The sequence below is a fragment of the Halopseudomonas sp. genome (assembly GCF_041579695.1).
GTDB lineage: Bacteria > Pseudomonadota > Gammaproteobacteria > Pseudomonadales > Pseudomonadaceae > Halopseudomonas.
On sequence record NZ_JBFGFI010000003.1, the window covers coordinates 22,385 to 44,971 of the forward strand.

The 22,587-nt window shown below is 57.9% G+C and carries 25 protein-coding genes; 14 read left to right on the plus strand and 11 right to left on the minus strand.

Going from position 1 to position 22,587, the window contains the following annotated elements; translation table 11 throughout:
• Positions 1 to 90 precede the first annotated feature (90 nt).
• The 10 genes from ABYA88_RS01590 (at position 91) to ABYA88_RS01635 (ending at position 10,297) form a co-directional block, all read left to right on the plus strand.
• On the plus strand, positions 91 to 525 hold the full coding sequence (locus ABYA88_RS01590) for an NUDIX hydrolase (protein WP_373184844.1): 435 nt from the start codon (positions 91 to 93) through the stop codon (positions 523 to 525).
• A gap of 1 nt (position 526) precedes the next feature.
• The gene (gene mnmA, locus ABYA88_RS01595; RefSeq protein ID WP_373184846.1) at positions 527 to 1,657 is read left to right on the plus strand and encodes a tRNA 2-thiouridine(34) synthase MnmA; all 1,131 of its coding nucleotides are present in this window, start codon (positions 527 to 529) and stop codon (positions 1,655 to 1,657) included.
• Complete coding sequence (gene hflD / locus ABYA88_RS01600; protein WP_373184848.1) at positions 1,654 to 2,274, plus strand: high frequency lysogenization protein HflD; 621 nt, start codon at positions 1,654 to 1,656, stop codon at positions 2,272 to 2,274. Before mnmA ends, hflD begins: the two co-directional genes overlap by 4 nt.
• A complete protein-coding gene (locus ABYA88_RS01605) occupies positions 2,267 to 3,145 on the plus strand; it encodes a DMT family transporter (protein WP_373184850.1) in 879 nt (292 codons plus the stop codon). Before hflD ends, ABYA88_RS01605 begins: the two co-directional genes overlap by 8 nt.
• A gap of 51 nt (positions 3,146 to 3,196) precedes the next feature.
• Entirely contained in the window at positions 3,197 to 4,567 is a 1,371-nt protein-coding gene (gene purB, locus ABYA88_RS01610; RefSeq protein ID WP_373184852.1) for an adenylosuccinate lyase, read from the plus strand.
• A gap of 28 nt (positions 4,568 to 4,595) precedes the next feature.
• On the plus strand, positions 4,596 to 5,771 hold the full coding sequence (locus ABYA88_RS01615) for a JmjC domain-containing protein (protein ID WP_373184854.1): 1,176 nt from the start codon (positions 4,596 to 4,598) through the stop codon (positions 5,769 to 5,771).
• Positions 5,764 to 6,792, plus strand: a complete 1,029-nt coding sequence (locus ABYA88_RS01620; protein WP_373184856.1) for a GNAT family N-acetyltransferase — start codon at positions 5,764 to 5,766, stop codon at positions 6,790 to 6,792. The genes ABYA88_RS01615 and ABYA88_RS01620 overlap by 8 nt, the downstream gene beginning before the upstream one ends.
• Positions 6,789 to 7,613 carry a secretin N-terminal domain-containing protein gene (locus tag ABYA88_RS01625; protein ID WP_373184858.1) on the plus strand — a complete coding sequence of 275 codons (825 nt, stop codon included), beginning with the start codon at positions 6,789 to 6,791 and terminating at the stop codon, positions 7,611 to 7,613. The genes ABYA88_RS01620 and ABYA88_RS01625 overlap by 4 nt, the downstream gene beginning before the upstream one ends.
• A gap of 482 nt (positions 7,614 to 8,095) precedes the next feature.
• Positions 8,096 to 9,694 carry an isocitrate lyase gene (locus ABYA88_RS01630; protein ID WP_373184860.1) on the plus strand — a complete coding sequence of 533 codons (1,599 nt, stop codon included), beginning with the start codon at positions 8,096 to 8,098 and terminating at the stop codon, positions 9,692 to 9,694.
• 162 nt (positions 9,695 to 9,856) lie between these two features.
• Complete coding sequence (locus ABYA88_RS01635; protein WP_373184862.1) at positions 9,857 to 10,297, plus strand: thioesterase family protein; 441 nt, start codon at positions 9,857 to 9,859, stop codon at positions 10,295 to 10,297.
• A 96-nt stretch (positions 10,298 to 10,393) separates the two neighbouring features.
• On the opposite strand, the gene ABYA88_RS01640 is transcribed toward ABYA88_RS01635, so the two are convergent.
• The 6 genes from ABYA88_RS01640 to ppsA all read right to left on the minus strand — a co-directional run bounded on the left by ABYA88_RS01640 (position 10,394) and on the right by ppsA (position 16,135).
• Positions 10,394 to 11,353: an OmpA family protein gene (locus ABYA88_RS01640; RefSeq protein WP_373184864.1), complete on the minus strand. Its 960-nt coding sequence runs from the start codon at positions 11,351 to 11,353 to the stop codon at positions 10,394 to 10,396.
• A gap of 92 nt (positions 11,354 to 11,445) precedes the next feature.
• A complete protein-coding gene (gene sigX / locus ABYA88_RS01645) occupies positions 11,446 to 12,030 on the minus strand; it encodes an RNA polymerase sigma factor SigX (protein ID WP_373184866.1) in 585 nt (194 codons plus the stop codon).
• Between the two features lie 39 nt (positions 12,031 to 12,069).
• Positions 12,070 to 12,891, minus strand: coding sequence for a mechanosensitive ion channel domain-containing protein (locus ABYA88_RS01650; protein WP_373184868.1), 822 nt, complete (start codon positions 12,889 to 12,891; stop codon positions 12,070 to 12,072).
• A 1-nt stretch (position 12,892) separates the two neighbouring features.
• Positions 12,893 to 13,159 (minus strand): hypothetical protein, encoded by a 267-nt coding sequence (locus ABYA88_RS01655; protein WP_373184870.1) that lies wholly within the window; start codon positions 13,157 to 13,159, stop codon positions 12,893 to 12,895.
• An 82-nt stretch (positions 13,160 to 13,241) separates the two neighbouring features.
• A complete protein-coding gene (gene rraA / locus ABYA88_RS01660) occupies positions 13,242 to 13,727 on the minus strand; it encodes a ribonuclease E activity regulator RraA (RefSeq protein WP_373184872.1) in 486 nt (161 codons plus the stop codon).
• Positions 13,728 to 13,765: 38 nt separating this feature from the next.
• The gene (gene ppsA / locus ABYA88_RS01665) at positions 13,766 to 16,135 is read right to left on the minus strand and encodes a phosphoenolpyruvate synthase (protein ID WP_373184874.1); all 2,370 of its coding nucleotides are present in this window, start codon (positions 16,133 to 16,135) and stop codon (positions 13,766 to 13,768) included.
• 150 nt (positions 16,136 to 16,285) lie between these two features.
• Here ppsA and ABYA88_RS01670 point away from each other — a divergent pair, with 150 nt between their 5' ends.
• Positions 16,286 to 17,104, plus strand: a complete 819-nt coding sequence (locus tag ABYA88_RS01670) for a pyruvate, water dikinase regulatory protein (RefSeq protein WP_373184876.1) — start codon at positions 16,286 to 16,288, stop codon at positions 17,102 to 17,104.
• A gap of 30 nt (positions 17,105 to 17,134) precedes the next feature.
• On the opposite strand, the gene ABYA88_RS01675 is transcribed toward ABYA88_RS01670, so the two are convergent.
• A complete protein-coding gene (locus ABYA88_RS01675; protein ID WP_373184878.1) occupies positions 17,135 to 17,860 on the minus strand; it encodes a LysR substrate-binding domain-containing protein in 726 nt (241 codons plus the stop codon).
• A gap of 184 nt (positions 17,861 to 18,044) precedes the next feature.
• Between ABYA88_RS01675 and ABYA88_RS01680 the strand changes: the two genes are divergently transcribed.
• From ABYA88_RS01680 to ABYA88_RS01690, 3 genes are all read left to right on the plus strand, one after another.
• Positions 18,045 to 19,292, plus strand: coding sequence for a benzoate/H(+) symporter BenE family transporter (locus ABYA88_RS01680; RefSeq protein ID WP_373184880.1), 1,248 nt, complete (start codon positions 18,045 to 18,047; stop codon positions 19,290 to 19,292).
• Between the two features lie 40 nt (positions 19,293 to 19,332).
• Positions 19,333 to 19,491 (plus strand): YqaE/Pmp3 family membrane protein, encoded by a 159-nt coding sequence (locus ABYA88_RS01685; protein WP_292441256.1) that lies wholly within the window; start codon positions 19,333 to 19,335, stop codon positions 19,489 to 19,491.
• Positions 19,492 to 19,597: 106 nt separating this feature from the next.
• Entirely contained in the window at positions 19,598 to 20,041 is a 444-nt protein-coding gene (locus ABYA88_RS01690; RefSeq protein WP_373184882.1) for a DUF411 domain-containing protein, read from the plus strand.
• On the opposite strand, the gene ABYA88_RS01695 is transcribed toward ABYA88_RS01690, so the two are convergent.
• From ABYA88_RS01695 to ABYA88_RS01710, 4 genes are all read right to left on the minus strand, one after another.
• Positions 20,032 to 21,105 carry a GGDEF domain-containing protein gene (locus tag ABYA88_RS01695; RefSeq protein ID WP_373184884.1) on the minus strand — a complete coding sequence of 358 codons (1,074 nt, stop codon included), beginning with the start codon at positions 21,103 to 21,105 and terminating at the stop codon, positions 20,032 to 20,034. The two genes, ABYA88_RS01690 and ABYA88_RS01695, sit on opposite strands and share 10 nt — an antisense overlap.
• 140 nt (positions 21,106 to 21,245) lie before the next feature.
• Positions 21,246 to 21,668: a SufE family protein gene (locus tag ABYA88_RS01700; RefSeq protein WP_373184886.1), complete on the minus strand. Its 423-nt coding sequence runs from the start codon at positions 21,666 to 21,668 to the stop codon at positions 21,246 to 21,248.
• Between the two features lie 13 nt (positions 21,669 to 21,681).
• Entirely contained in the window at positions 21,682 to 22,215 is a 534-nt protein-coding gene (gene sufT, locus ABYA88_RS01705; RefSeq protein WP_373184888.1) for a putative Fe-S cluster assembly protein SufT, read from the minus strand.
• A gap of 13 nt (positions 22,216 to 22,228) precedes the next feature.
• On the minus strand, positions 22,229 to 22,585 hold the full coding sequence (locus ABYA88_RS01710; protein WP_373184890.1) for a HesB/IscA family protein: 357 nt from the start codon (positions 22,583 to 22,585) through the stop codon (positions 22,229 to 22,231).
• Between the last annotated feature and the right edge of the window lie 2 nt (positions 22,586 to 22,587).

Here is a 22,587-nt window from a genome sequence, read left to right on the forward strand (position 1 = left end):
AATCCAGTCAGTTGACACTCTCCGGCGGCCTGACAGTTCACCCCTGGCACCGATTTAGGCTAACCTATGCAGCCTGTTCAGGAGTCCTGCATGCGTTTCATACCCCACGTGACTGTTGCCACCATAGTTGAAGAACAAGGCCAATTTCTGATGGTCGAAGAGTACCGCGACGGGCGACTAGTTTTAAACCAGCCAGCGGGTCACCTGGAAGAAGACGAAAGTCTTATCCAGGCCGCCAGACGTGAGGTTCTCGAGGAAACTGGCTGCACGGTAAAGATTACCGGTGTGGTCGGCGTCTATCTGTTCAAGGCTGACAACGGCGTCAGCTATCAGCGTAGCTGCTTTGTTGGTCAACTGCTGCAGCAGCATACCGACATGAAGCTGGACGAGGGAATCGTCCGTGCGCCATGGATGAGTCTCGAAGATATTCGCGCCCGCAGTGGCGATTTGCGCAGCCATCTGGTGTTGGACTGTATCGTCGACTACCTGAACAAGCCCCACTACTCACTGGATCTGTTTCGCTAAGATGACAACAGCTATCACCAAAGACCCCGGTCGGACCCGCGTCATCGTCGGCATGTCTGGCGGTGTCGACTCTTCGGTTTCCGCAGCTCTCCTGCTCGAGCAGGGTTATCAGGTTGAAGGCCTGTTCATGAAGAACTGGGACGAAGACGACGGTACCGAATACTGCACGGCGCGCGAGGATCTGGCAGACGCCCAGGCCGTCAGTGATCGTCTGGGCATCAAACTGCACACAGCCAACTTCGCCGCCGAGTACTGGGACCACGTGTTCGAGCATTTTCTCGAGGAGTACAAGGCCGGACGCACCCCCAATCCGGACATCCTGTGCAACCGTGAAATCAAGTTCAAGGCGTTTCTCGATTACGCATTGATGCTCGGGGCAGACCTGATTGCGACGGGCCATTACGTGCGCCGTGACCAACGTAACGGCCAGACCGTGCTGCTGCGCGGTCTGGACAGTAACAAGGACCAGAGTTACTTTCTGCATGCGGTCGGAGCCGAACAGATTGCCCGAACGCTGTTCCCCGTAGGTGAGCTGGAAAAACCCGAGGTGCGCCGCATCGCGGAGAAATATCAGCTGGCTACTGCTCGCAAGAAGGATTCAACCGGCATCTGCTTTATCGGTGAGCGGCGCTTCAGTGATTTCCTCAAGCAATATCTGCCGGCCCAGCCCGGCGACATCGAAACCACCGAAGGCAAGATCATTGGCCGGCATCACGGGTTGATGTACCACACGATAGGCCAGCGGCAGGGCCTTGGCATCGGCGGCCTGCAGGGCGCAGGCGATGAACCCTGGTATGTGCTGGACAAGAACCTGGACCGCAACGTTCTGGTGGTCGGCCAGGGTAACGATCACCCCTGGCTCTTCTCCGGCGCGCTGGGCTGCTCGACCATCTACTGGGTCAATGAACTCGAGGTCTCTGCGCCCCTGCGCCTCACTGCCAAGGTACGCTACCGTCAGCCCGATCAGGACTGCACGCTCGAGCGGTCCGCCGAGGGTTTTCTGATCCGCTTCGATGACCCGCAACGAGCGGTCACTCCAGGCCAGTCCGTCGTCTTGTATGACGGCGACGTGTGCCTGGGCGGCGGCGTGATTGAAACGGCTATACCCGCATTCGATAAGGACGCTGCATGACCAACGCCGAAGAACAGGTAATTGCGCTCGGCGCAATTTTCGAAGCAGCCATCCAGGTCGACAAGCTGGCCCGCACCGGCCAGTACGGCGAAGGCTCGGTCTCCTGCCTGCTGGGCAGCATCCTCGAGCGCTCCCCCGATGATGTGATGGAGATATACGGTGGGTCGCATCACAACATCCGACATGGCATTCAGGCACTGCAGGCCATGCTTGAGCGCGACACTGCCGCGCTGCAACGTGACGCATTGCGCTACAGCATGAACCTGCTGACGCTCGAGCGGCAGTTGAGCAAACGTGATGACATGCTCAGCGTACTCGGCCAGCGTCTCGAGCAGACCAGTTCGCAGGTAGAGCATTTCGGGATCCTGCATGACAATGTCGCAGCCTCGCTCGGCAGCATCTACCAGGACACGCTCAGCACCCTGCGGCTGCGCATCCAGGTCCACGGTGATATGCGTCATCTGCAGCAACCCGACATAGCCAACCGGATCCGCGCCCTGCTGCTCGCGGGTATCCGCTCGGCCAGGTTGTGGCGCCAGTTGGGCGGACATCGCTGGCAACTGCTGTTTACCCGCAAGAAACTGCTGGAAGCCACCCACTCGGTGCTCAATGGTTGAACTGGTCAGGCTCGACCATCCCCGCAAGGGCGCCCTCTTTCTCGCCTGCTCGGCCTTGCTCTTTGCTGTCATGGGCATTCTGATTCGCGAAGTATCCACCACCGTGAACAACGAAAACGTGGTGTTCTTTCGCAATCTGCTGGGCGTGGTGTTCTTTCTGCCGATGATTCTGGCCAAGGGTTTCGGCCCTTTCCGCACCAGCCATTTGCGCAGTCATTTTTTGCGCACCTTCTTCGGCCTCGGCGCCATGTACTGTTTTTTCTACGCCATTGCTCATCTGCCACTTGCCGATGCGATGTTGTTCACCTACGCCGCGCCGGTTTTTACGCCGCTGCTGGCCTGGTGGTGGCTACGCGAATCACTGACATTGCGCATGATCTTCATGGTGCTGCTGGGTTTTGCAGGGGTGCTGCTGGTTGCCAAGCCGTCCGGTGCACTGTTCGATCCCAACGCACTGGCTGGCGTCGGTGCCAGTCTGCTCGCTGCATGCGCTTTCGTCTCGATCCGCGCAATGAGCAATACCGAGCCCGCCACGCGTATCGTGTTCTATTTTGCGCTGTTCTCCTCGCTGTTGTCGGCGATCCCGCTGCTGTGGGCCTGGCAGCCGCTAGACGCCACGCAGCTGGGCATGCTGATTGCCATCGGCCTGATAGCCACCGTGAGCCAACTGCTCATGTCACGCGCCTACAGCCTGGCACCACCCGGCAAGATCGGACCGTTGAGCTATCTGGCCATCGTCTTCTCCGGATTATTCGCCTGGTTTCTCTGGGGTGAATTACCCGGGTTATCTTCCTGGATAGGCGCCGGGCTGATCTTTGCCTCCACCATGATCAGCATCTTACTGCCCGGTGCCCGGGCCAAAACCGCCTGATCTGGTGTATCATCTGGCGTTTTTCCGCCCCATCTTTTGACGAGAAAACCTATGCAACTTTCCTCCCTGACCGCCGTATCCCCGGTTGATGGCCGCTACGGCAGCAAAACAGCCAGCCTGCGCACTATTTTCAGCGAATATGGTCTGATCCGTTTCCGCGTTCAGGTCGAGGTAAGATGGCTGCAATGCCTTGCAGCCCATCCACAGATCCCGGAGATCGGGCCCTTTTCGGATGAAGCAAACGCACTGCTCGACCGGCTGGTAGACGACTTCCAGCTCGAACACGCCGAGCGCATCAAGGAAATCGAGCGCACTACCAATCACGATGTGAAGGCTGTGGAGTATCTGCTCAAGGAGCAGGTGGAAAGCCTGCCCGAACTCAAGGCCGTAAACGAATTCATTCACTTTGCCTGCACCTCCGAGGACATCAACAACCTGTCCCACGCGCTGATGCTCCGCGCCGGTCGCGACGAGGTCATGCTACCGCTGATGCAGCGCATTGCCGATGAGATCCGCGCTCTCGCTGTGGCCCATGCCGACGTACCACTGCTCTCGCGCACCCACGGCCAGCCCGCCTCCCCCACCACCATGGGCAAGGAGCTGGCGAACGTCGTTTATCGTCTGGAACGCCAGATCAAGCAGATTGCCGCAGTGCCACTGCTCGGCAAGATCAACGGCGCGGTGGGTAACTACAACGCCCACCTGTCGGCCTACCCGGAAATTGACTGGGAAGCCAACGCGAAGAGCTTCGTCGAAGGTACGCTGGGCCTGGATTTCAATCCTTACACCACCCAGATCGAGCCGCATGACTATATTGCCGAACTTTACGATGCAGCGGCACGGTTCAATACCATTCTGATCGACTTCGACCGCGACATCTGGGGCTACATCTCCCTGGGTTATTTCAAGCAGAAAACGATTGCTGGCGAGATTGGCTCCTCGACCATGCCACACAAGGTCAATCCGATCGATTTCGAAAACTCCGAAGGCAACCTGGGCATCGCCAATGCGATACTCCAGCATCTGGCCAGCAAGCTGCCGATCTCGCGCTGGCAGCGTGATCTGACCGACTCCACAGTACTGCGTAACCTGGGCGTCGGTTTCGCCCACAGCCTGATTGCGTATGAGTCAACTCTCAAGGGAATCAGCAAGTTGGAGCTTAATGCTCAACGTATTTCTGATGATCTGGACAGCACCTGGGAAGTCCTCGCCGAACCTATCCAGACAGTAATGCGCCGTTATGCGGTACCGGACGCCTACGAAAAGCTCAAGGAACTGACCCGCGGCAAGGGCATTACGCCGCAGGCATTGCTGGAGTTCGTCGACACGCTGGAGATCCCCGATCAGGCCAAGGCGGACCTCAAGGCGCTGACTCCGGCGAACTACATTGGCAGCGCCGTGACCCAGGCCAAACGGATCTGAGGCCTCAACCCAATACAAGGTGCTCCACATGACACTGCCGCAACCCGCCGTCCTGCTAGGCGGCATCAGCCCGGACGTATTCCTGCGCGACTACTGGCAGAAGAAACCGCTGCTGATTCGCCGGGCGTTCCCGGACCTGGACAACCCGCTTTCGCCTGACGAGCTGGCTGGTCTGGCCCTGGAAGAGGAAGTCGAGTCGCGCATTGTTCTGACCCAGGGTGTGACGCCCTGGGAATTGCGACGTGGACCGTTCAGCGAAGATGATTTCAAGACACTGCCCGAACGCGACTGGACTCTGCTGGTCCAGGCCGTCGACCAGTTCGTACCGGAAGTGGCCGAGCTGACCAGAGCGTTCAGCTTCCTGCCGACCTGGCGTATCGACGACGTGATGATCAGCTACGCCGCTCCTGGCGGAAGCGTCGGACCGCACTTCGACAATTACGATGTCTTTCTGCTGCAAAGCCACGGCCGGCGTCGCTGGAAGATCGGCCAGCATTGCGACGATCAGAGTCCATTGCTGGATCACCCCGACCTGCGCATCCTGCGTGATTTCGACGAGGAGCAGGAATGGGTGCTCGAACCCGGTGACATGTTGTACATTCCGCCAGGCATAGCGCACCACGGCATCGCTGAAGATGACTGCATGACCTGCTCCGTCGGCTTCAGGGCGCCCAGCCACTCGGAAATTCTGCTGCACTACACCGATTTTCTGAGTCAGCACCTTGGCGATGGTCAGCGTTACAGCGACAGCGATATGCGAGCGGCCAATGATCCCTCGGCCATTGATGACCAGAGCATCGAGCGGTTGCAGCGCATCGTGCTCGAGCTTGTCCAGGACAAGGCGGCGCTCGCCACCTGGTTTGGCCGGCATATGACGGAGCCGCGGTATCCGGAGCTGATCGAGCCCCAGGAGCTGCCAGCCGGAACCCTGCACGAGGAGCTGCAGAACGGCTATGGGCTCATGCGCAATCCCAGCTCGCGACTGGCCTATCGTCTGGAGAACGAGGAGCATCTACTGCTTTTTGCCAGCGGCGAACACTGTGTCCTGCCGGCTACCCTCTTGCCCATCGTTCAACTAGTCTGTAACAACGACTATCTTGATTGCGAAGCACTGCTTGGCTGGAAGAACAACGGGGAGGCCTGGACGCTGATCGAGCAGTTGCTGGCCAAGGGAGACCTCCTGCTGGAGGGAGATGATGAATGAGATTAGTGTCCGACTAGTCGACTGGGAAGGCACCGAAGCTCTGCGGGACATCCGCAGGCATGTATTCATCGAAGAGCAGCAGATTGCCGAATCCCTGGAGTGGGATGCGGACGATCCGGTTTCCACCCACTTCCTGATGAACTGCGCGGCCGAGCCTGTCGGCACAGCACGCCTACTGGAAGATGGGCACATCGGCCGGGTAGCCATACTGCCCGCATGGCGCGGCCGCGGGCTGGGCGAACAGCTGATGCAAGCTGTCATGGATCACGCACATGAGCGCGGCATGCGCACCCTGCTGCTCTCGGCACAAAGCTATGCACTGGATTTCTACCGCCGCCTGGGCTTTCAGGTGTGCTCCGCAGAATACCTCGAAGCAGGCATCCCGCATTTCGCCATGCGCCGCGACGCAGACGCAGACGCAGACGCAGACGCAGTCAGTCTGCCGCTGATCGAATTTCAATCTCCGGGCCGATTCAGCATCCACAATCCGCAAGAGCCAGAGACTGCCCCACGCGAGCTGGATCTGCCGTGGCAACTGGGTGAGCAACGGGAACTGATCGAAATCGATGAGCATCAGGCCGCAGATCATCTGCTCTGGATGCTCGGCCAGACGCGCCGACGCGTTCTCGTATACGCAGCCGATCAGGCCACATGGCTATTCAATCGCCGGGAGGTTATCGCCGCGATCGAGCAGTTTATCGCCCGCCAACCCAAAGCCCGCCTCCGCATATTGCTGCATGAGGCAAGCAAACCATTCCTGCAGGGCCACAGTCTGCTGAATCTGATGCATCGCTTTCCCAGCCTGCTGGAAATCCGCAGACAACATCCGGAGCGGACCAGAGCGCCGCAAGTGTATATGCTGGCTGATGACAGCGGCATATTGATGCTGCCGAAATCGATAAGTCACGACGGGTTTGTGCGGTATAACAGCCCAGATCAGGTCAGGCGCTGGTCCAGCGCATTCGACGATCTGTGGTCCAGCAGCCAGAGCGATCCGGCCATCAGGAGATTCCTGCTATGAAAACAGCTTTTCTGCACCGGATGTATCCCCTCGTCATGACCCTCGCCCTGCTGGTAACAGGTCCTGTGCAAGCCGCACCCCAGACCGAAGTATTTACCCTTGGCTATAACATGGCTGACAGCCTGATCCCGGCTATCAAGCCCATGCTCGGGGAAGATGAGCGCGTCTCTGCCTTCGGCAATCAGCTCATCGTACGCGCCGAACCGGAACGCATCGAGGAAATACGCGCCCTGCTGGCCGACATCGATCGTCAGCCGGCCCAGTTGAGAATCAGCGTAGTCAACAGCGGCAGCTCCACTAGCAGCGAGCGTGGCTTTGGAGTCGATGGACGCTTCAGTACCGGAGCCGGCGATATCATCGTCGGCGACCCTGGCGTGACCAACCAGGCACGTATCATCCGCCGGGAAACCCGTGGCCGGAACGACGGTGTGCGGCAGATTACCGCCAATGAGGGCTATCCGGTTCTGATCCAGTCAGGCAAGAGCGTTCCACTGACCACTACAACGACAGACGCGTACGGCCGGATCCTGCAACAGACCCAGTACCAGGATGTGACACAGGGTTTCTATGCCACCGTCAGGCTCAATGGGGATCAGGCGACCATTACGCTCAGCGCTAACAATAATCGCCTCAATAGCGATGATGATCGTGTTATCGATGTCCAGCAGGCCGACACCGTGGTCACCGGGCGTGTGGGTGAATGGATCACCGTAGGTACCTTGGGCGATACCGCTCGCAGCAATAACCAGGATATCGGACAACGACTACGTACCCGCAATGAAAACGAAGGAAGCATCCGACTGATGGTCGAGCGCCTGTAACGGGCCCTGTCAACGCCCCCGGACGCGTGTAGTTGGTCGAAAAAATCACTACATGCGATTGACTTATTGCCAACCAAGTCGCATCATTGCGTCGCTCCCGCTAGCCAGAGGTACCGAAAGGATCCTCCGGACCGTATCCATAACCATTGGATCGGTCAGTGTCTCAACAGCCCACAAGGCAGTTCGACGAGGTTGCGACTGGAACGAAGTTGTCCTGAGGGACGGGGAAGCGATTTAGCGTCAGTCTGAATGATTTCAAGTCCACTGCTCTGCCCTGCGGATACATCCTTGTCCCCTGGCAATCGCGACCACGTTTGCGGCAGCAGTAGCGATCATTCACCTGCTCATACCCCTCCTCTCGGTTCTATTTCTTTCAGTCCTGTTCAGACGCGCAGCGGTGCACCGCCCATACACGACCTTTAGCATGTGGGTATTGGGTGGAATTTTCGTGCTCAACCAAACGCAAACTTGAAGGATTGACCATGTCAGCTTATGAAAACGACATCAAGGCCGTAGCCGCGCTGAAAGACTCTGCCGGTAACAGCTGGAGCGCTATCAACCCAGAATCCGTGGCTCGCATGCGCGCCCAGAACCGCTTCAAGACCGGCCTGGACATCGCCAAGTACACTGCCGCCATCATGCGCAAAGACATGGCCGAGTACGACGCAGACACTTCCGCCTACACCCAGTCCCTGGGCTGCTGGCACGGCTTCATCGGACAGCAGAAGCTGATCTCGATCAAGAAGCACCTGAAGACCACCAACAAGCGTTACCTGTACCTGTCCGGCTGGATGGTTGCTGCCCTGCGCTCCGAATTCGGCCCGCTGCCTGACCAGTCCATGCACGAGAAGACTGCTGTTTCCGATCTGATCGAAGAACTGTATACCTTCCTGCGCCAGGCTGACGCCCGTGAACTGGATCTGCTGTTCATGGATCTGGACGCCGCACGCGAAGCCGGTGACAAGTCCAAGCAAGCCGAAGTCCAGGCCAAGATCGACAACTACGAAACTCACGTTGTGCCGATCATTGCCGACATCGATGCCGGTTTCGGCAACGCTGAAGCTACCTACCTGCTTTCCAAGAAAATGATCGAAGCCGGCGCCTGCTGCATCCAGATCGAAAACCAGGTATCCGACGAGAAGCAGTGCGGTCACCAGGATGGCAAGGTAACCGTTCCCCATGAGGACTTCCTGGCCAAGATCAACGCCGTACGTTACGCGTTTCTTGAGCTGGGTGTTGACGATGGTGTGATCGTTGCCCGTACTGACTCGCTGGGCGCAGGCCTGACCAAGCAGATCGCTGTAACCAACGAGCCAGGCGATCTGGGCGACAAGTACAACAGCTTCCTGGATGGTGACTACATCGAAGACGCATCCGACATCTCCAACGGTGATATTGTCGTCAAGGCCAACGGCAAGCTGCTCAAGCCCAAGCGTCTGGCTTCCGGCCTGTTCCAGTTCAAGGCTGGCTCCGGTGAAGACCGTGTCATCCTGGACTGCATCACCTCGCTGCAAAACGGTGCAGATCTGCTGTGGATCGAGACCGAGAAGCCGCACGTTGGCCAGATCGCCAACATGGTCAACCGTATTCGCGAAGTGGTACCCAATGCCAAGCTGGTCTACAACAACAGCCCGTCCTTCAACTGGACCCTGAACTTCCGCCAGCAGGTGTTCGACAACATGGTTGAAGAAGGCAAGGATGTATCCGCCTACGATCGCGCCAAGCTGATGAGCGTCGAATACGACGAAACCGAGCTGGCCCAGGTTGCTGACGAGAAGATCCGTACCTTCCAGGCAGATGCCGCTCGTGAAGCCGGTATCTTCCACCACCTGATCACTCTGCCGACTTACCACACTGCCGCGCTGTCTACTGACAACCTGGCCAAAGGGTACTTCGCAGAGCAAGGCATGCTGGCTTATGTGAAAGGCGTACAGCGTCAGGAACTGCGCCAAGGCATCGCCTGCGTCAAGCACCAGAACATGGCTGGCTCCGACCTCGGTGACAACCACAAAGAGTACTTCGCTGGCGAAGCTGCTCTGAAGGCTGGTGGCAAGGACAACACCATGAATCAGTTCGGTTGATAACCGACTGATCTGGCTTCGGCCCGGTGTTAAGAGAAAGGCCACCTTCGGGTGGCCTTTTTTTGCCGCACATCTACTTCCGGTGTCTGAGCCGGACCATCTTGAGTACAATGCGCGCTGCTTTTCGCCCCTGCCCTCCCCGACGTTAAAGGTTCTCACCGCATGGCACGCCTTACCCTTGAATTCCCCGACAATCAGTTCTATTTCACCACCCAACTGACAGTGCGCATCACCGATATTAACGCCGGCAAGCACCTTGCCAACGATTCGATGGTATCGATGATTTCCGAAGCACGCGCTCGTTTTCTCTATCAGTTTGGCATCGAGGAAGTCAGCGACAAGGACACCGGCATCATCGTCACCGACCTCGCCACCACCTACAAGCGTGAGGCTTTCGCCCGTGATGCGCTGATCTTCGAAGTAGGCATGATGGACCTGAACAAGTATGGTGGCGACATCATCTTCCGCATTACCAAGGCGATCGGTGGGGAGCTCGTCGCTCTGGCCAAATCAGGCTTCGTCTTCTACGATTTCACCACGTCAAAGGTCAGCCCCATGCCGGACGATTTTCGCCTGCGCTTTCCCGGGGTCAATTACATCTGACATTCATCGCTCCATCTTCAGCAAACCGGCCCGCGTTACGACCGGGCACAAAAAAACCCGGCCGAAGCCGGGTTTTTTCTGCTGCAGGATCAGTTCTTAGCGAACTTGAACCTGTGTTTCAACGTCAGCTTCAACGCGACGGTTCATCTGACGACCTTCGTCAGTAGAGTTGTCAGCGATCGGACGCTCTTCACCGTAACCGACAGAGTCGATACGCGAAGCGTCAACACCCTGATTGATCAGAGCTTGACGAACCGAAGCAGCACGACGCTGGGACAAATCCTTGTTATAGGCATCAGTACCGATTGAGTCAGTGTGACCTTCAACAGTAGTGGTAACCGAAGGATAGGTCTTCATGAACTCGGCCAGGCTGTTGATGTCGTCACGATACTCTGGACGGATGCTCGACTTGTCGAAATCGAACTTGACGTCCAGCTCAACGCGCACGTTCTGCATCTCTGGTGCAGGAGCCGGTGCAGGAGCCGGTGCGGGCGCAGGAGCCTGTGCAACCGGAGCAGGAGCTGCGCCGCCGAAGTTCAGACCCATGCCAACGCCGGCCATCCACTCAGTATTCTTGCTGTCAAAACCGTACATGGCATCAACACCGGCTTTCACGTAGAAGTGATCGCTCAGATAGTTTTTCACGCCGGCACCGACCAGGGCCATAGTGGTGCGGTCGTCGGAGCGACCACCGATACCGTCAAGCTCCTGATGGCCCAGACCACCGGACAGGTACGGACGGATTGCGCCTTCACCAAAGTGGTAGATCGCTTCCAGCGTCATCAAACGACCATCGATGTCTTCGCCAGTGGCGTCAGCTTCAAGCGTGTCACGATAGGTGCCCAGGTTAACGTTCAGCAAAACGTCATCGGTAAGGAACGTACCAATACCGCCGCCCACCAGAGTGCCGTCGCTCATGTCGCGATAGCTATCTGTGAAGTAGCGCTTGGCGAACGCTTCAACTTCAACTGAGCCGGCGCTTTGAGCCATGGCAGGCATTACAGAAGCAGCGATCGCGGCACCAACAACGATACCCAGAGTGTTTTTCAATTTCATTATTAAATCCCCATCAAACCGTTTAGGACGTTAACTTGCGCAAAACTCACATCGGAGTATAACAGAAATAATGAAAAGCAAATAAAAACCGTTCAAAAAGGATTTTCAAGGTGTGACCTGAGTTTCTCTAATGCTCTTTTATATCGCATCTTAGTTGCACTAAGCCCCATCCGCATGATGTCTGCTATTTCCTGGAACTCCAATTCGGCGACAAAACGCAATACGAGAATCTCCCGGTCAACCTGATTTACATGTACCAGCCAGCGATCCAGGCTGACCCGGTCGGTTACCTGCGCAACATCCGGCTCCGGAACTGCTTCCTCTTGCGGGTCCAGACTGAGCGCATCGAGCAGCCGACGCTTTCGCTTTTCCTTGCGATACTGCGTGATGCATTCGTTGTACGTAATACTGTAAAGCCACGTTTTGAACTTTGCTTTCCCCTCGAACTGACGCAAACCGTGCAGCACCTTGAGCATGACCTCCTGGCAAACGTCGTCAGCGTCCCGCTCGTTGCCCAGATACCGGGCACACACGTTGAACAACGTGCGCTGGTAGCGGCGCATCAGCTCTTCATAGGCAACAGTGGTATGAAATAGTTCACGATTCGCTCGCAACACCAGCTCCTCATCCGTAAGTTCGAGCGGATTGTAGCGCGCGGTCTGATTCTGACTAGTCAAAATACGCTTTCACCACAGTGAGTGAGTCGGTCGGATAGGTCAGCGCGACACCCGCTGCTCGATCAATGAACGGTTGGCCACAGACACCAGTTGGCCCTCATCATCCATTATCTGCGTCTTGACGGTACCGATCTCCTCTACCACTCCTTCCAGCCCGTCCATGCTTATCCGGTCTCCCACCTGGTAGAGCTCGCGCACATAGATTCCGGCAATTATCTGGCTGACCACCGAGCGGCTGCCCAGGCCCAGAGCGAGCGCGGCAGCGAATCCGAATGACACCAGCACAATAGCTATGACCATGTTCAGCAGCTGGGTTTCAATCTGCAACTGACCGATCGCCAGTGACACTGTAATAATCAGTAGCAGGCCCTGGGCCAGTCGACCCAACCCATTCGCATAATCTATTCCGATTCCCTGGGCAGCGCCGCGCACCAACCCGTTGGCCAGGTGAGACAGGAGCAGGCCAGCGAGCAGAATCAGCGCGGCGCCGAAGACCTTGGGCAGGTAGAGAGTGAATGCATCAAGGGTTGAGGAAACCCGTGCAAGCCCCAGTGTTTCCGAGGCCGAAACGACGAACATGAGGACAATAAACCAGTAGAGAATCTTGCCCACCAGCGCTGAAACCGGCATGGCTATACCGACTCTGCCCAGTAGCTTGCTGACGCCCGCGCCGGCCATCAACCGGTCCAGGCCGAGCCGGGCCAGACCCTTGCTGAGCACGGTATCCACCACTTTGGCTACCAGGAAGCCCAGCAGAACAATGAACAGGGCCGCGATCAGATTGGGAATGAACGCGGCGATATTGGCCCACAGGGCCGCCATGCTGGCCATGAAGCTCTGGCCCCAGGTATCCAGTTGCATACTAGGTTCTCTTTTTGTTTGAAGACTCGGAACGCGGTTCAGAAGTATCGTCGCGCCGCGTCGGACGGGCGTGCCGCAGGCCGCGGGCTCCCCCTTCGGAAACGACCCAGCCCCAACGTGTGAACAGTCCGATCAGGTCGACAATGCCGCCTCGCAGGTGCACCTTGTGCAGCACCCGCTCCATGCGGTCATCGTCGACATTTCCGGCATCCTCGGCCTGATCGCCCTGCATCAGCTCACGCAGACGCTGCTCGATTGGATCTTCCACGGCTACCTCCGGTGAACTCTGGCTCGCCTGGACGCACGCGAGCGCGAGCCAATTACCCGCCCGGAACGAGCGGGTCAATGCTTCAGTCGGGCATTTTCAATTCGCCGGGCGATACGATTATGCCGTTATTATCGGCATAGACGTATTCGCCTGGACGGAAAGTAACCCCGGCAAAAGTGACCGGCACGTTGAGATCGCCGATACCGCGCTTGTCGGTTTTCATCGGGTGGCTGGCCAGGGCCTGGATACCCAGCGGCGTCTGCGCCAGCACGTCGACGTCGCGCACGCAACCGTAGACGATAATGCCTTCCCAGCCGTTCTTTGCCGCGTTTTCCGCGAGCATGTCGCCCAGCAGTGCCCGACGCATTGAACCGCCTCCGTCCACCACCATGACCTTGCCGCGGCCATCAAGCCCTACCTGCTCCTTGACGACAGAGTTGTCCTCGAAGCACTTGACCGTGACAATCTCGCCGCCGAAGGAGTCGTGGCCGCCAAAGTTGCTGAACATCGGCTCCAACACCTGTACATCGGGATAGGCGTCACACAGATCCGGGGTTACATAGTGCATTGCTACTCTCCTTCAGTCAGCCGTGATCGGACAATGGGTTACTTCTGGTCTTCGGCGAGGAAGAACCAGGTATCCATTACCGAATCGGGATTGAGCGACACGCTCTCGATCTTCTGCTCCATCAACCAGCGTGCAAGATCCGGATGATCCGACGGGCCCTGCCCGCAGATACCGATATACTTGTCCGCTGCAATACAGGCTGAGATCGCCATGCTGAGGAGCTTCTTGACCGCTGCGTTACGCTCATCGAACAGGTGCGCGATGATGCCGGAATCCCGATCCAGGCCCAGGGTAAGCTGGGTCAGGTCGTTGGAGCCGATGGAGAAGCCATCGAAATGCTCGAGGAACTCTTCGGCCAGCAGGGCGTTGGCCGGCAGCTCGCACATCATGATCAGTCGCAGGCCATTTTCGCCACGCTTGAGACCATTCTCGGCCAGCAGCTCGACTACTTGCTGGGCCTCACCTACGGTACGCACAAACGGCACCATGATCTCGACGTTGGTCAGGCCCATTTCATCACGCACGCGCTTCATCGCGCGGCATTCCAGCTCGAAGCAGTCGCGGAAAGATTCGCTGATGTAACGCGAGGCACCGCGGAAACCCAGCATCGGGTTCTCTTCTTCCGGCTCGTAAAGCCGGCCACCGATCAGGTTGGCGTATTCATTTGACTTGAAATCTGACAACCGGACGATGACCTTTTTTGGCCAGAAGGCTGCAGCCAAGGTGCTGACACCCTCGACCAGCTTGTCTATATAGAAGCTGACCGGATCGGCGTAACCGGCAATACGCTTCTCCACGCTGTCCTTCACGTCCGAAGGCAGGCTGGAGAAATTCAACAGCGCCTTGGGATGCACACCAATCATGCGGTTGATGATGAACTCCAGACGCGCCAGGCCCACACCTTCATTGGGCAGGTTGGCGAAATCGAAAGCACGATCGGGGTTACCCACGTTCATCATGATCTTGAACGGTATGGCCGGCATGGCATCCACACTGTTGGTGCGGATATCAAAGGACAGCTGGCCCTCGTAGATCATCCCCGTGTCGCCCTCGGCGCAGGACACTGTCACCTGCTGGCCATCGTGCAGCTGCGTGGTCGCGTTGCCGGTACCGACCACCGCCGGAATACCCAGCTCGCGGGCAATGATCGCCGCATGACAGGTCCGCCCGCCGCGATTGGTGATGATCGCACTGGCGCGCTTCATGACCGGCTCCCAATCCGGGTCGGTCATATCCGAAACCAGTACGTCTCCTGGCTGGACCTTGTCCATTTCCGTTACGTTATGAATGATGCGCACACGGCCGGCGCCGATACGCTGGCCGATCGCACGACCCTCGACCAGAACGTTGCCTTTCTCCTTCAGCAGATAGCGCTCCATCACATTGACGTTGTTGCGGCTCTTGACCGTTTCCGGGCGGGCCTGAACGATGTACAGCTGACCGTCATCGCCATCCTTCGCCCACTCGATGTCCATCGGGCGGCCATAATGCTTCTCGATAATCAGCGCCTGCTTGGACAGGTTGGTCACTTCCTCATCGCTGAGGCAGAACCGTGCGCGTTCGGCCTTGTCGACATCCACCGTCTGTACCGAGCGTCCGGCACTGGCTTCGGCGCCGTAGATCATCTTGATTGCCTTGCTGCCCAGGTTCCGGCGCAGGATAGCCGGTCGCCCCGCTTCCAGCGTGGGCTTGTGCACGTAGAACTCATCCGGATTGACCGCACCCTGCACTACCGTCTCCCCAAGGCCGTAGGCCCCGGTGATGAATACTACGTCGCGGAATCCGGACTCGGTATCCAGGGTGAACATGACCCCGGCTGTGCCGGTTTCCGAGCGCACCATGCGTTGCACACCGGCTGACAGGGCGACCAGCTTGTGATCAAAGCCCTGGTGAACCCGATAGGAAATGGCCCGGTCGTTGAACAGTGAGGCAAAAACCTCTTTCGCTGCACGGATGACATTGTCCACACCGCGGATATTCAGGAAGGTTTCCTGCTGACCGGCAAAGGACGCGTCAGGCAGGTCCTCGGCAGTTGCAGACGAACGCACGGCCACCGCCAGATTGTCGTTATCACCGGACAGCTTGGCAAAGGCCTCGCGAATGGCCGCATCAAGCGCCTCGGGGAAAGATGCGCTCATGATCCATTGGCGAATCTGGGCGCCCACCCGGGCCAACTCGTTGACATCGTCAACGTCCAGCGCATCCAGCGCCGCATTGATCCGATCATTCAGACCACTTTGTTCCAGAAAGTCGCGATAGGCCTGCGCGGTGGTGGCAAAGCCTCCGGGGACGGAGACGCCGGCGTGAGCCAGGTTGCTGATCATTTCACCCAGGGAGGCATTCTTGCCGCCAACCCGTTCAACATCATCAACACCCAGTTGCTCGAAGGACACTACGTACTCTAACAAGGTGATCTCTCCGTAAATCAATGAATTGGCAGCGCTAGTGCGCTGGTATCTGGCCGGACTCTCGCAAATGCGCCACAATGTGGTCACCGAGACAGAGGCTGGCTATTGCCGACCTCCACGCTCAGACACCTACATCTTAAGGCCTCGCGCATGAAACGTACCGCTTTTTTCATCTCCGATGGTACCGGCATCACCGCAGAAACGCTGGGTCAAAGCCTGCTTTCACAGTTCGAGAACGTCGAGTTCACCAAACTGCTCCGGCCCTATATAGACACCGTGGAAAAAGCGCGGGACATGGTACAACAAATCAATGCAGCTGCCGAGCGAGACGGCATAAGGCCGATCATATTCGACACCGTGGTCAACAGCGATATCCGCAATGAACTGGCCGCGTCGAACGGCTATCTTATCGATATATTTTCCACGTTTCTGGCCCCGCTGGAACAGGAAATCGGCGATGGATCGTCCTACTCCGTCGGCAAATCGCATTCGATCCAGCACGGCGGTCTCTACAAGGACCGCATCGATGCCGTGCACTATGCCATGGATAATGATGATGGCGCCCGCACTGAACACTATGACCGTGCCGACATCATCCTGGTGGGCGTATCGCGTTGTGGCAAGACGCCCACCTCACTTTACCTGGCCCTGCAATCAGGTATCCGCGCAGCCAACTATCCGCTGACCGAAGAGGACATGGAACGGCTCCAGCTACCCGCGCCCCTCAAGGCCCACAAACACAAGCTGTTTGGTCTGACCATCGACCCTGATCGACTGACCAGCATCCGCAACGAACGCCGGCCAAACAGCCGTTATGCCAGTTTCGGCCAGTGCGAGTTTGAGGTGCGCGAAGTTGAAAGCCTGTTCCGTCGGGAGAACATCCCGTTCGTCAACACCACCACCTTCTCCATTGAGGAGATCTCGGCAAAGATTCTCGTCGAAATGGGTATCGAGCGTCGATTGAAGTAAGGCAGGCCAGCTTGATCAGGCCTTCCATTCCTACGGCATCTCCTGGCGCAGCCAATCGGCAAGCGCCGACACCTGGCGCGCAGGACGACCAAAACTGTGATGCAGGTTGACCTGCAATGCCTCGGGTTTCCAGTCTGGCAAGCAAGCCAAAAAACTGCCGGGATGGGCGCGCTCGTAACGATCGGCGTACCAGACCGGCAGCATGCCGACGCCCTGCCCGCGAACCAGGGAATCTGCCTGCAAGACTAGCGTATCGACTTTCAGGCGCGAGGGCGCTGGCGTGAACAGGTGCTCCCTGCCATCGCTGTGTTCCAGCAGCACCGGACGCGAACCCGTTTCCAGCAGATTCACCCAATGATGGCGGTTCAGCTGCTCGGGGCTTTCAGGCATGCCCTGCTTGCCGACGTAACCGGGGCTGGCAAACAGGCCAGTCTCCCATCGACCCATTCGCTCGCAGCGCAAGCTCGAGGACTGCTCCGGACCCAGCCATAGCCAGAGATCACCTACGCTCCCCTGTTCGGCATCAGGCGGCATGGCACCCACCGTAATCTCCAGCCGCACACCGGGATGGGCATCCAGAAACCGATCCGCCACGGCCGGCAACCAGCCCCGCTCGAATGCATTGTGCACATGCAACACCAGTTGGCCGCTGACTTCCTGGCGCAGATCCTCCAGTGATTGCTGGCTCTGCGCCGCCAGGTCCATTAGCTGCCGGCAACAGCTGTAGAACAGCTTGCCGGCTTCGGTGGGCACCATCTGGTTGGAGTGCCGGAACAACAGGCGCTGTTGGCTGGCTCCGGCGCAACCGCGCCCGGAGGCCTGACGGTTGGATGAGAGAACCGGTATAACTGTTTTGATCGCTCTACGACTCGCTGTATCGCAGTGCTGAAGCACTGCTGCCGTATGCTGTGAAAATCATAGCGTTGCCAGGTCCGTTTCCATGTCGTCCCGTGATAGCAGAACATCCCTTTTAGCGCCTTTGCTGCGGCCGTGGCGCGACAGCAGCCTGTCTTCCGTTGCCGCCGGGTTTATCGCCATGCTGACCGGCTACACCAGTTCCGTGGTGTTGATGATCCAGGCCGGCCAGGCTGCAGAATTGACACCAGCCCAGATTGCTTCCTGGCTATTGGCGTTGTCGATCGGCATGGCGGTGTGCACCATTGCATTGTCCCTGCGCTACCGCATGCCCCTGGTCGTGGTCTGGTCCACACCCGGCGCAGCGCTGTTGATTACCAGCCTGCCGGGGGTGGCTTACAGCGATGCCATAGGCGCTTTTATCGTATGTGGTCTGCTCCTGCTGCTCAGTGGCGTCAGCAGCACGATCGCTCGGCTGATGCGCTGGCTTCCCGGCTCCCTGGCGGCGGCACTGCTGGCTGGCATTCTGTTTCGGATCGGCAGTCAGATGCTTGAGGCCGCCGACGAACACACCGCGCTGGTACTCATCATGCTTGCCAGCTATCTGCTGGGTAAACGCTGGCTCGCCCGTTACGCTGTACTCTTGGCACTGCTGACCGGAACGGTGGTGGCCTGGTTCGCCGGGATGCTCGCGATGCCAGAAGTGCAATGGCACCTGACCGCTCCGGTCTGGACCACACCAAGCTGGTCGGTCGGCACCATCATCAGCATCAGCTTGCCGCTCTATATCGTGGCCATGACTTCGCAGAATCTGCCCGGCCTGGCAATACTCAAGACCGATGGCTACGAGCCCGACCCTGCGCCGCTGCTGTCGCTCACCGGACTCGCCTCGATAGTACTCGCGCCCCTTGGCTCACACGGTCTGAACATGGCAGCCATCAGCGCTGCTGTATGTACCGGCAGGGAAGCCCATTCCGATCCGGCGCGGCGCTACACCGCCGCCTTGTGGTGTGGCCTGTTCTTTGCTGGCATAGCGCTTTTCGCCGGCACTCTGTCGGTGCTGTTCATGGCACTCCCCGCAGCGCTGGTTATCAGCATTGCAGCCCTGGCACTGCTCGGCTCGATTGCCGGCGGGCTGGCCAGGGCGATGGAAAATCCGGGCGAGCGGGAAGCTGCACTGATCGTATTCCTGGTGACTGCTTCGGGCTTCACCCTGTTTTCGATTGGCGCGGCGTTCTGGGGCCTGGTTGCCGGCCTGGTCGCCTGGATGATACTGCCGAGGCAAATTGCTTCGCCCGCCGCAACGGTAGTCGAGGAACCAAAGGCACCTTGAATAGGTCAAAGCCGCATCATTCTGCAAATGGAGCAAAACAATGGATCTGATTCGAGTACTCATCGCCATCCTGTTGCCGCCACTGGGCGTTTTTCTACAGGTTGGGCTGGGTGGCGCCTTCTGGCTGAACATCCTTCTTACCCTGCTTGGCTACATACCGGGCATCGTCCATGCAGTGTGGATCATAGCCAAGCGGTAAAAGCGGGTAACAGTTGAGCCTGTCGAAATCAGGAGTCCTCCTGATCTCAGTCATTGTCAGGGCCGAATGGAGACCGTAATCTAGTACAAATTTACTGGAGAATCCCATGAAATCAATAATTCTGACCGCCGCACTGGCCGGCGGCATGCTGGGAGCAAACTGGCTGCATGCTGCCGACCCGGTTGCGATTGATGTTTACCGCGATCCGAATTGCGGTTGCTGTTCTGCCTGGATCAAGCATCTTGAAGAGAACGGATTCGCGGTGAACGACCACCTGGAAAGCGATATGGGCCAGATCAAGCAGCAGTTCGGCGTACCCCCGGAACTCGGATCCTGCCATACCGGCGTGATTGACGGTCGCTTTGTGGAAGGCCATGTGCCGGCGAGGGATATTTTGCGCATGCAGCAGAAGCCGGATCTGCTGGGTCTTGCGGTACCGGGCATGCCCGCTGGCTCACCCGGCATGGAAGTAGGTGATCGGGTCGATGCGTATGATGTCGTGGCTGTGGAGTCCGATGGCGAGCAAGAGACTTTCAGTAACTATCCCTGACCTGGAGCGACCGCAATGGGCTCAGGACATTGCTGGGGCTCATGGGCCAGCTCATGTTGCGGGCTGATAACGTATTGGTTGCGCCCGCCCTCCTTCGCCTGATACAGACATATATCAGCCTCGTGCATCCAGGCATCCACGCTTGGATGCTGGTCGAGCATGCAGCCCCCAATCGAGACTGTCACCGGCCCGCCCGGACTTTTCAACTGCTCCGCCACGCTCGTTCTGACATGCCTGGCGGCCTTTTCCAGCCCCGATCGCGATAACTTGGGCAGCAACAGAACGAACTCTTCGCCACCCATACGAAACAACCTGTCGGACTGGCGACAGCTCTGTTTGATGATGCCGGTAAAATCGATCAGAATCCGGTCACCCGCCTTGTGTCCGTGGCAATCATTGACATCCTTGAACAGGTCCAGATCCAGCACCAGAATGCCGAAACGCGTGCCATACCTCTGATGCTCACCCAGAGCAATTTCCAGCTCCGAGTCCATCGCCCGGCGGTTACCCACAAGGGTGAGCGGATCCAGAGTGGCTAGCTCCACGAGTTGCAACCGTTGGCGTCGGCCTCGGTAGGCAAACACAAAGGCAAAAAAGCTGGCGATCAGACAGGTGACGATGAATGACGTCATCTGGTAGTGGCTTTCAAACACGGCCTCGGGATTCAGGTAACCGTACGCGCAGATAGCCAGCAGCGAACAGAAAGTCGCCACGGCACTCTGCAGTGGCGGGACGACGAAAAAGTTGAACAGGATCAGAGTATAAAACCAGAACAGACCATTGACGCCGAGCTTGGTCGCAACCAGAAAAGTGCCCATCGAATAGACCACAGCAAGAAACTGGCCGGGCCGCAAGGTGTTGCCGGTTTTCCATGCGTAGAGAACAGCCAGTGCGGTGCTGCATACTATGAAGGCATCAACCAGGCCGACCAGCATATTGCCTTCGAGCAGCCGGTAAACGGTATAGGGTGTAATGCCGATCAGGGAGCAGAGCCCTACCAGAGTAATGATGGATAACTGAAAGTCGTCCTTCAGACGCATCCAGATATTATGCATATGGCTCATGCCTGCTTTTTTATTGTGTTATCCGATATTGGCCGGACTGTTCCACAGTGCGGACATTACAACCATATACTGTCTCGGGCAAGAGCCACATACCCGACACTCGACCCTGCCTCGTAGCGAGACAGGCTTCGATATGCAATTCAGACCAGGGCTTCGGCCGTCTGCTGAACCCGCTTGACCATCGCCTTCAGGCCATTTCCACGGGTCATGCTCAGGTGCTTGAGCAGGTTCAACTCCGCAAAGTACCCCTCAATATCAAAATCCATTATGTCCTGCGGAGTCTTGCCGTTGTACGCTGCGAGCACCACCGCTAGCAGCCCCTTGACGATAAAGGCATCACTGTCGGCATCGAAATACAAGCGACCGTCTTTTTCCCGACTGACCAGCCATACCTGACTCTGGCAACCGCGCACAATATGCTCATCCGTGCGCTGCGCTTCATCCAGCGCCGGCAGCTCACGCCCCAGGTCGATAATGTACTTGTACCGATCCTCCCAGGTGTCAAAGAACGACAGCGTGTCGACGATGTCATCGCTGGTGATTTCAGTACCAAACTGACTCATGGGTTGCGTTTCCTCAAAAGAACATACCGGTGGCGAGCTGCGCTTCTTCGCTCATCATCTCGCGGCACCACGGCGGATCGAACACCAGATCAACCTTGACCGTATCGACGTTGGGCACGCGGCGTACGCGATACTCCACGTCACCGACCAGCACAGGTCCCATGCCACAGGCCGGAGCAGTCAGCGTCATGCGGATGTCCACATGACGCTTTTCCTGGTTGATAGCAACATCGTATATCAGCCCCAGGTTGACCAGATCCACCGGGATTTCAGGGTCGTACACCGTTTTCAGTGCTTCCCACACCTGCTCCTCGCAAATCTGGTCATCAGTCGGCTCGGGAAAGCTCAACAGCTCCGGCTCGAGGCCCAGCTTGTCGGCATCGGTGCCGTCCACGCGGACCATCTGGCCGTTATACGTCACGGTATAATTGCCACCCAGCGCCTGGGTGATGGTCACGAATGTATCCTTGGGAATGGTCAGCGGCGTGCCGTCCGGAACCCGGCGCGCAGGACAATCTGCCTGCGCAACCACCATACGTCTTTCCATGTCTGGGTCTGCCTTAATTCACGCTGAAGCTTTCGCCGCAACCACACTGGTCGATGACGTTGGGATTGACGAAACGGATCTGCTTGTTGATCCCTTCCTTGACCAGATCTATTTGCGTGCCGCTGAGAATTGACAGGCTCTCGCTGTCGACGAAGAGCTCGATCTCGTCATCAAGCTGGTAATGCAGATCGGTTTCGGCGCCCGTCTCGACCATGTCGATGACGTACATGAAACCGGTGCAACCACTTTTCTTGACACTCAGTCGAACCGAGCGCCCGGGCTGGCTCACCAGCTGGCGGCGGAAATGCTCCAGTGCAGCAGGCGTCACTGTTACCACCTGGCTGCCGGGATTGAAGGATTCAACGCTCATGC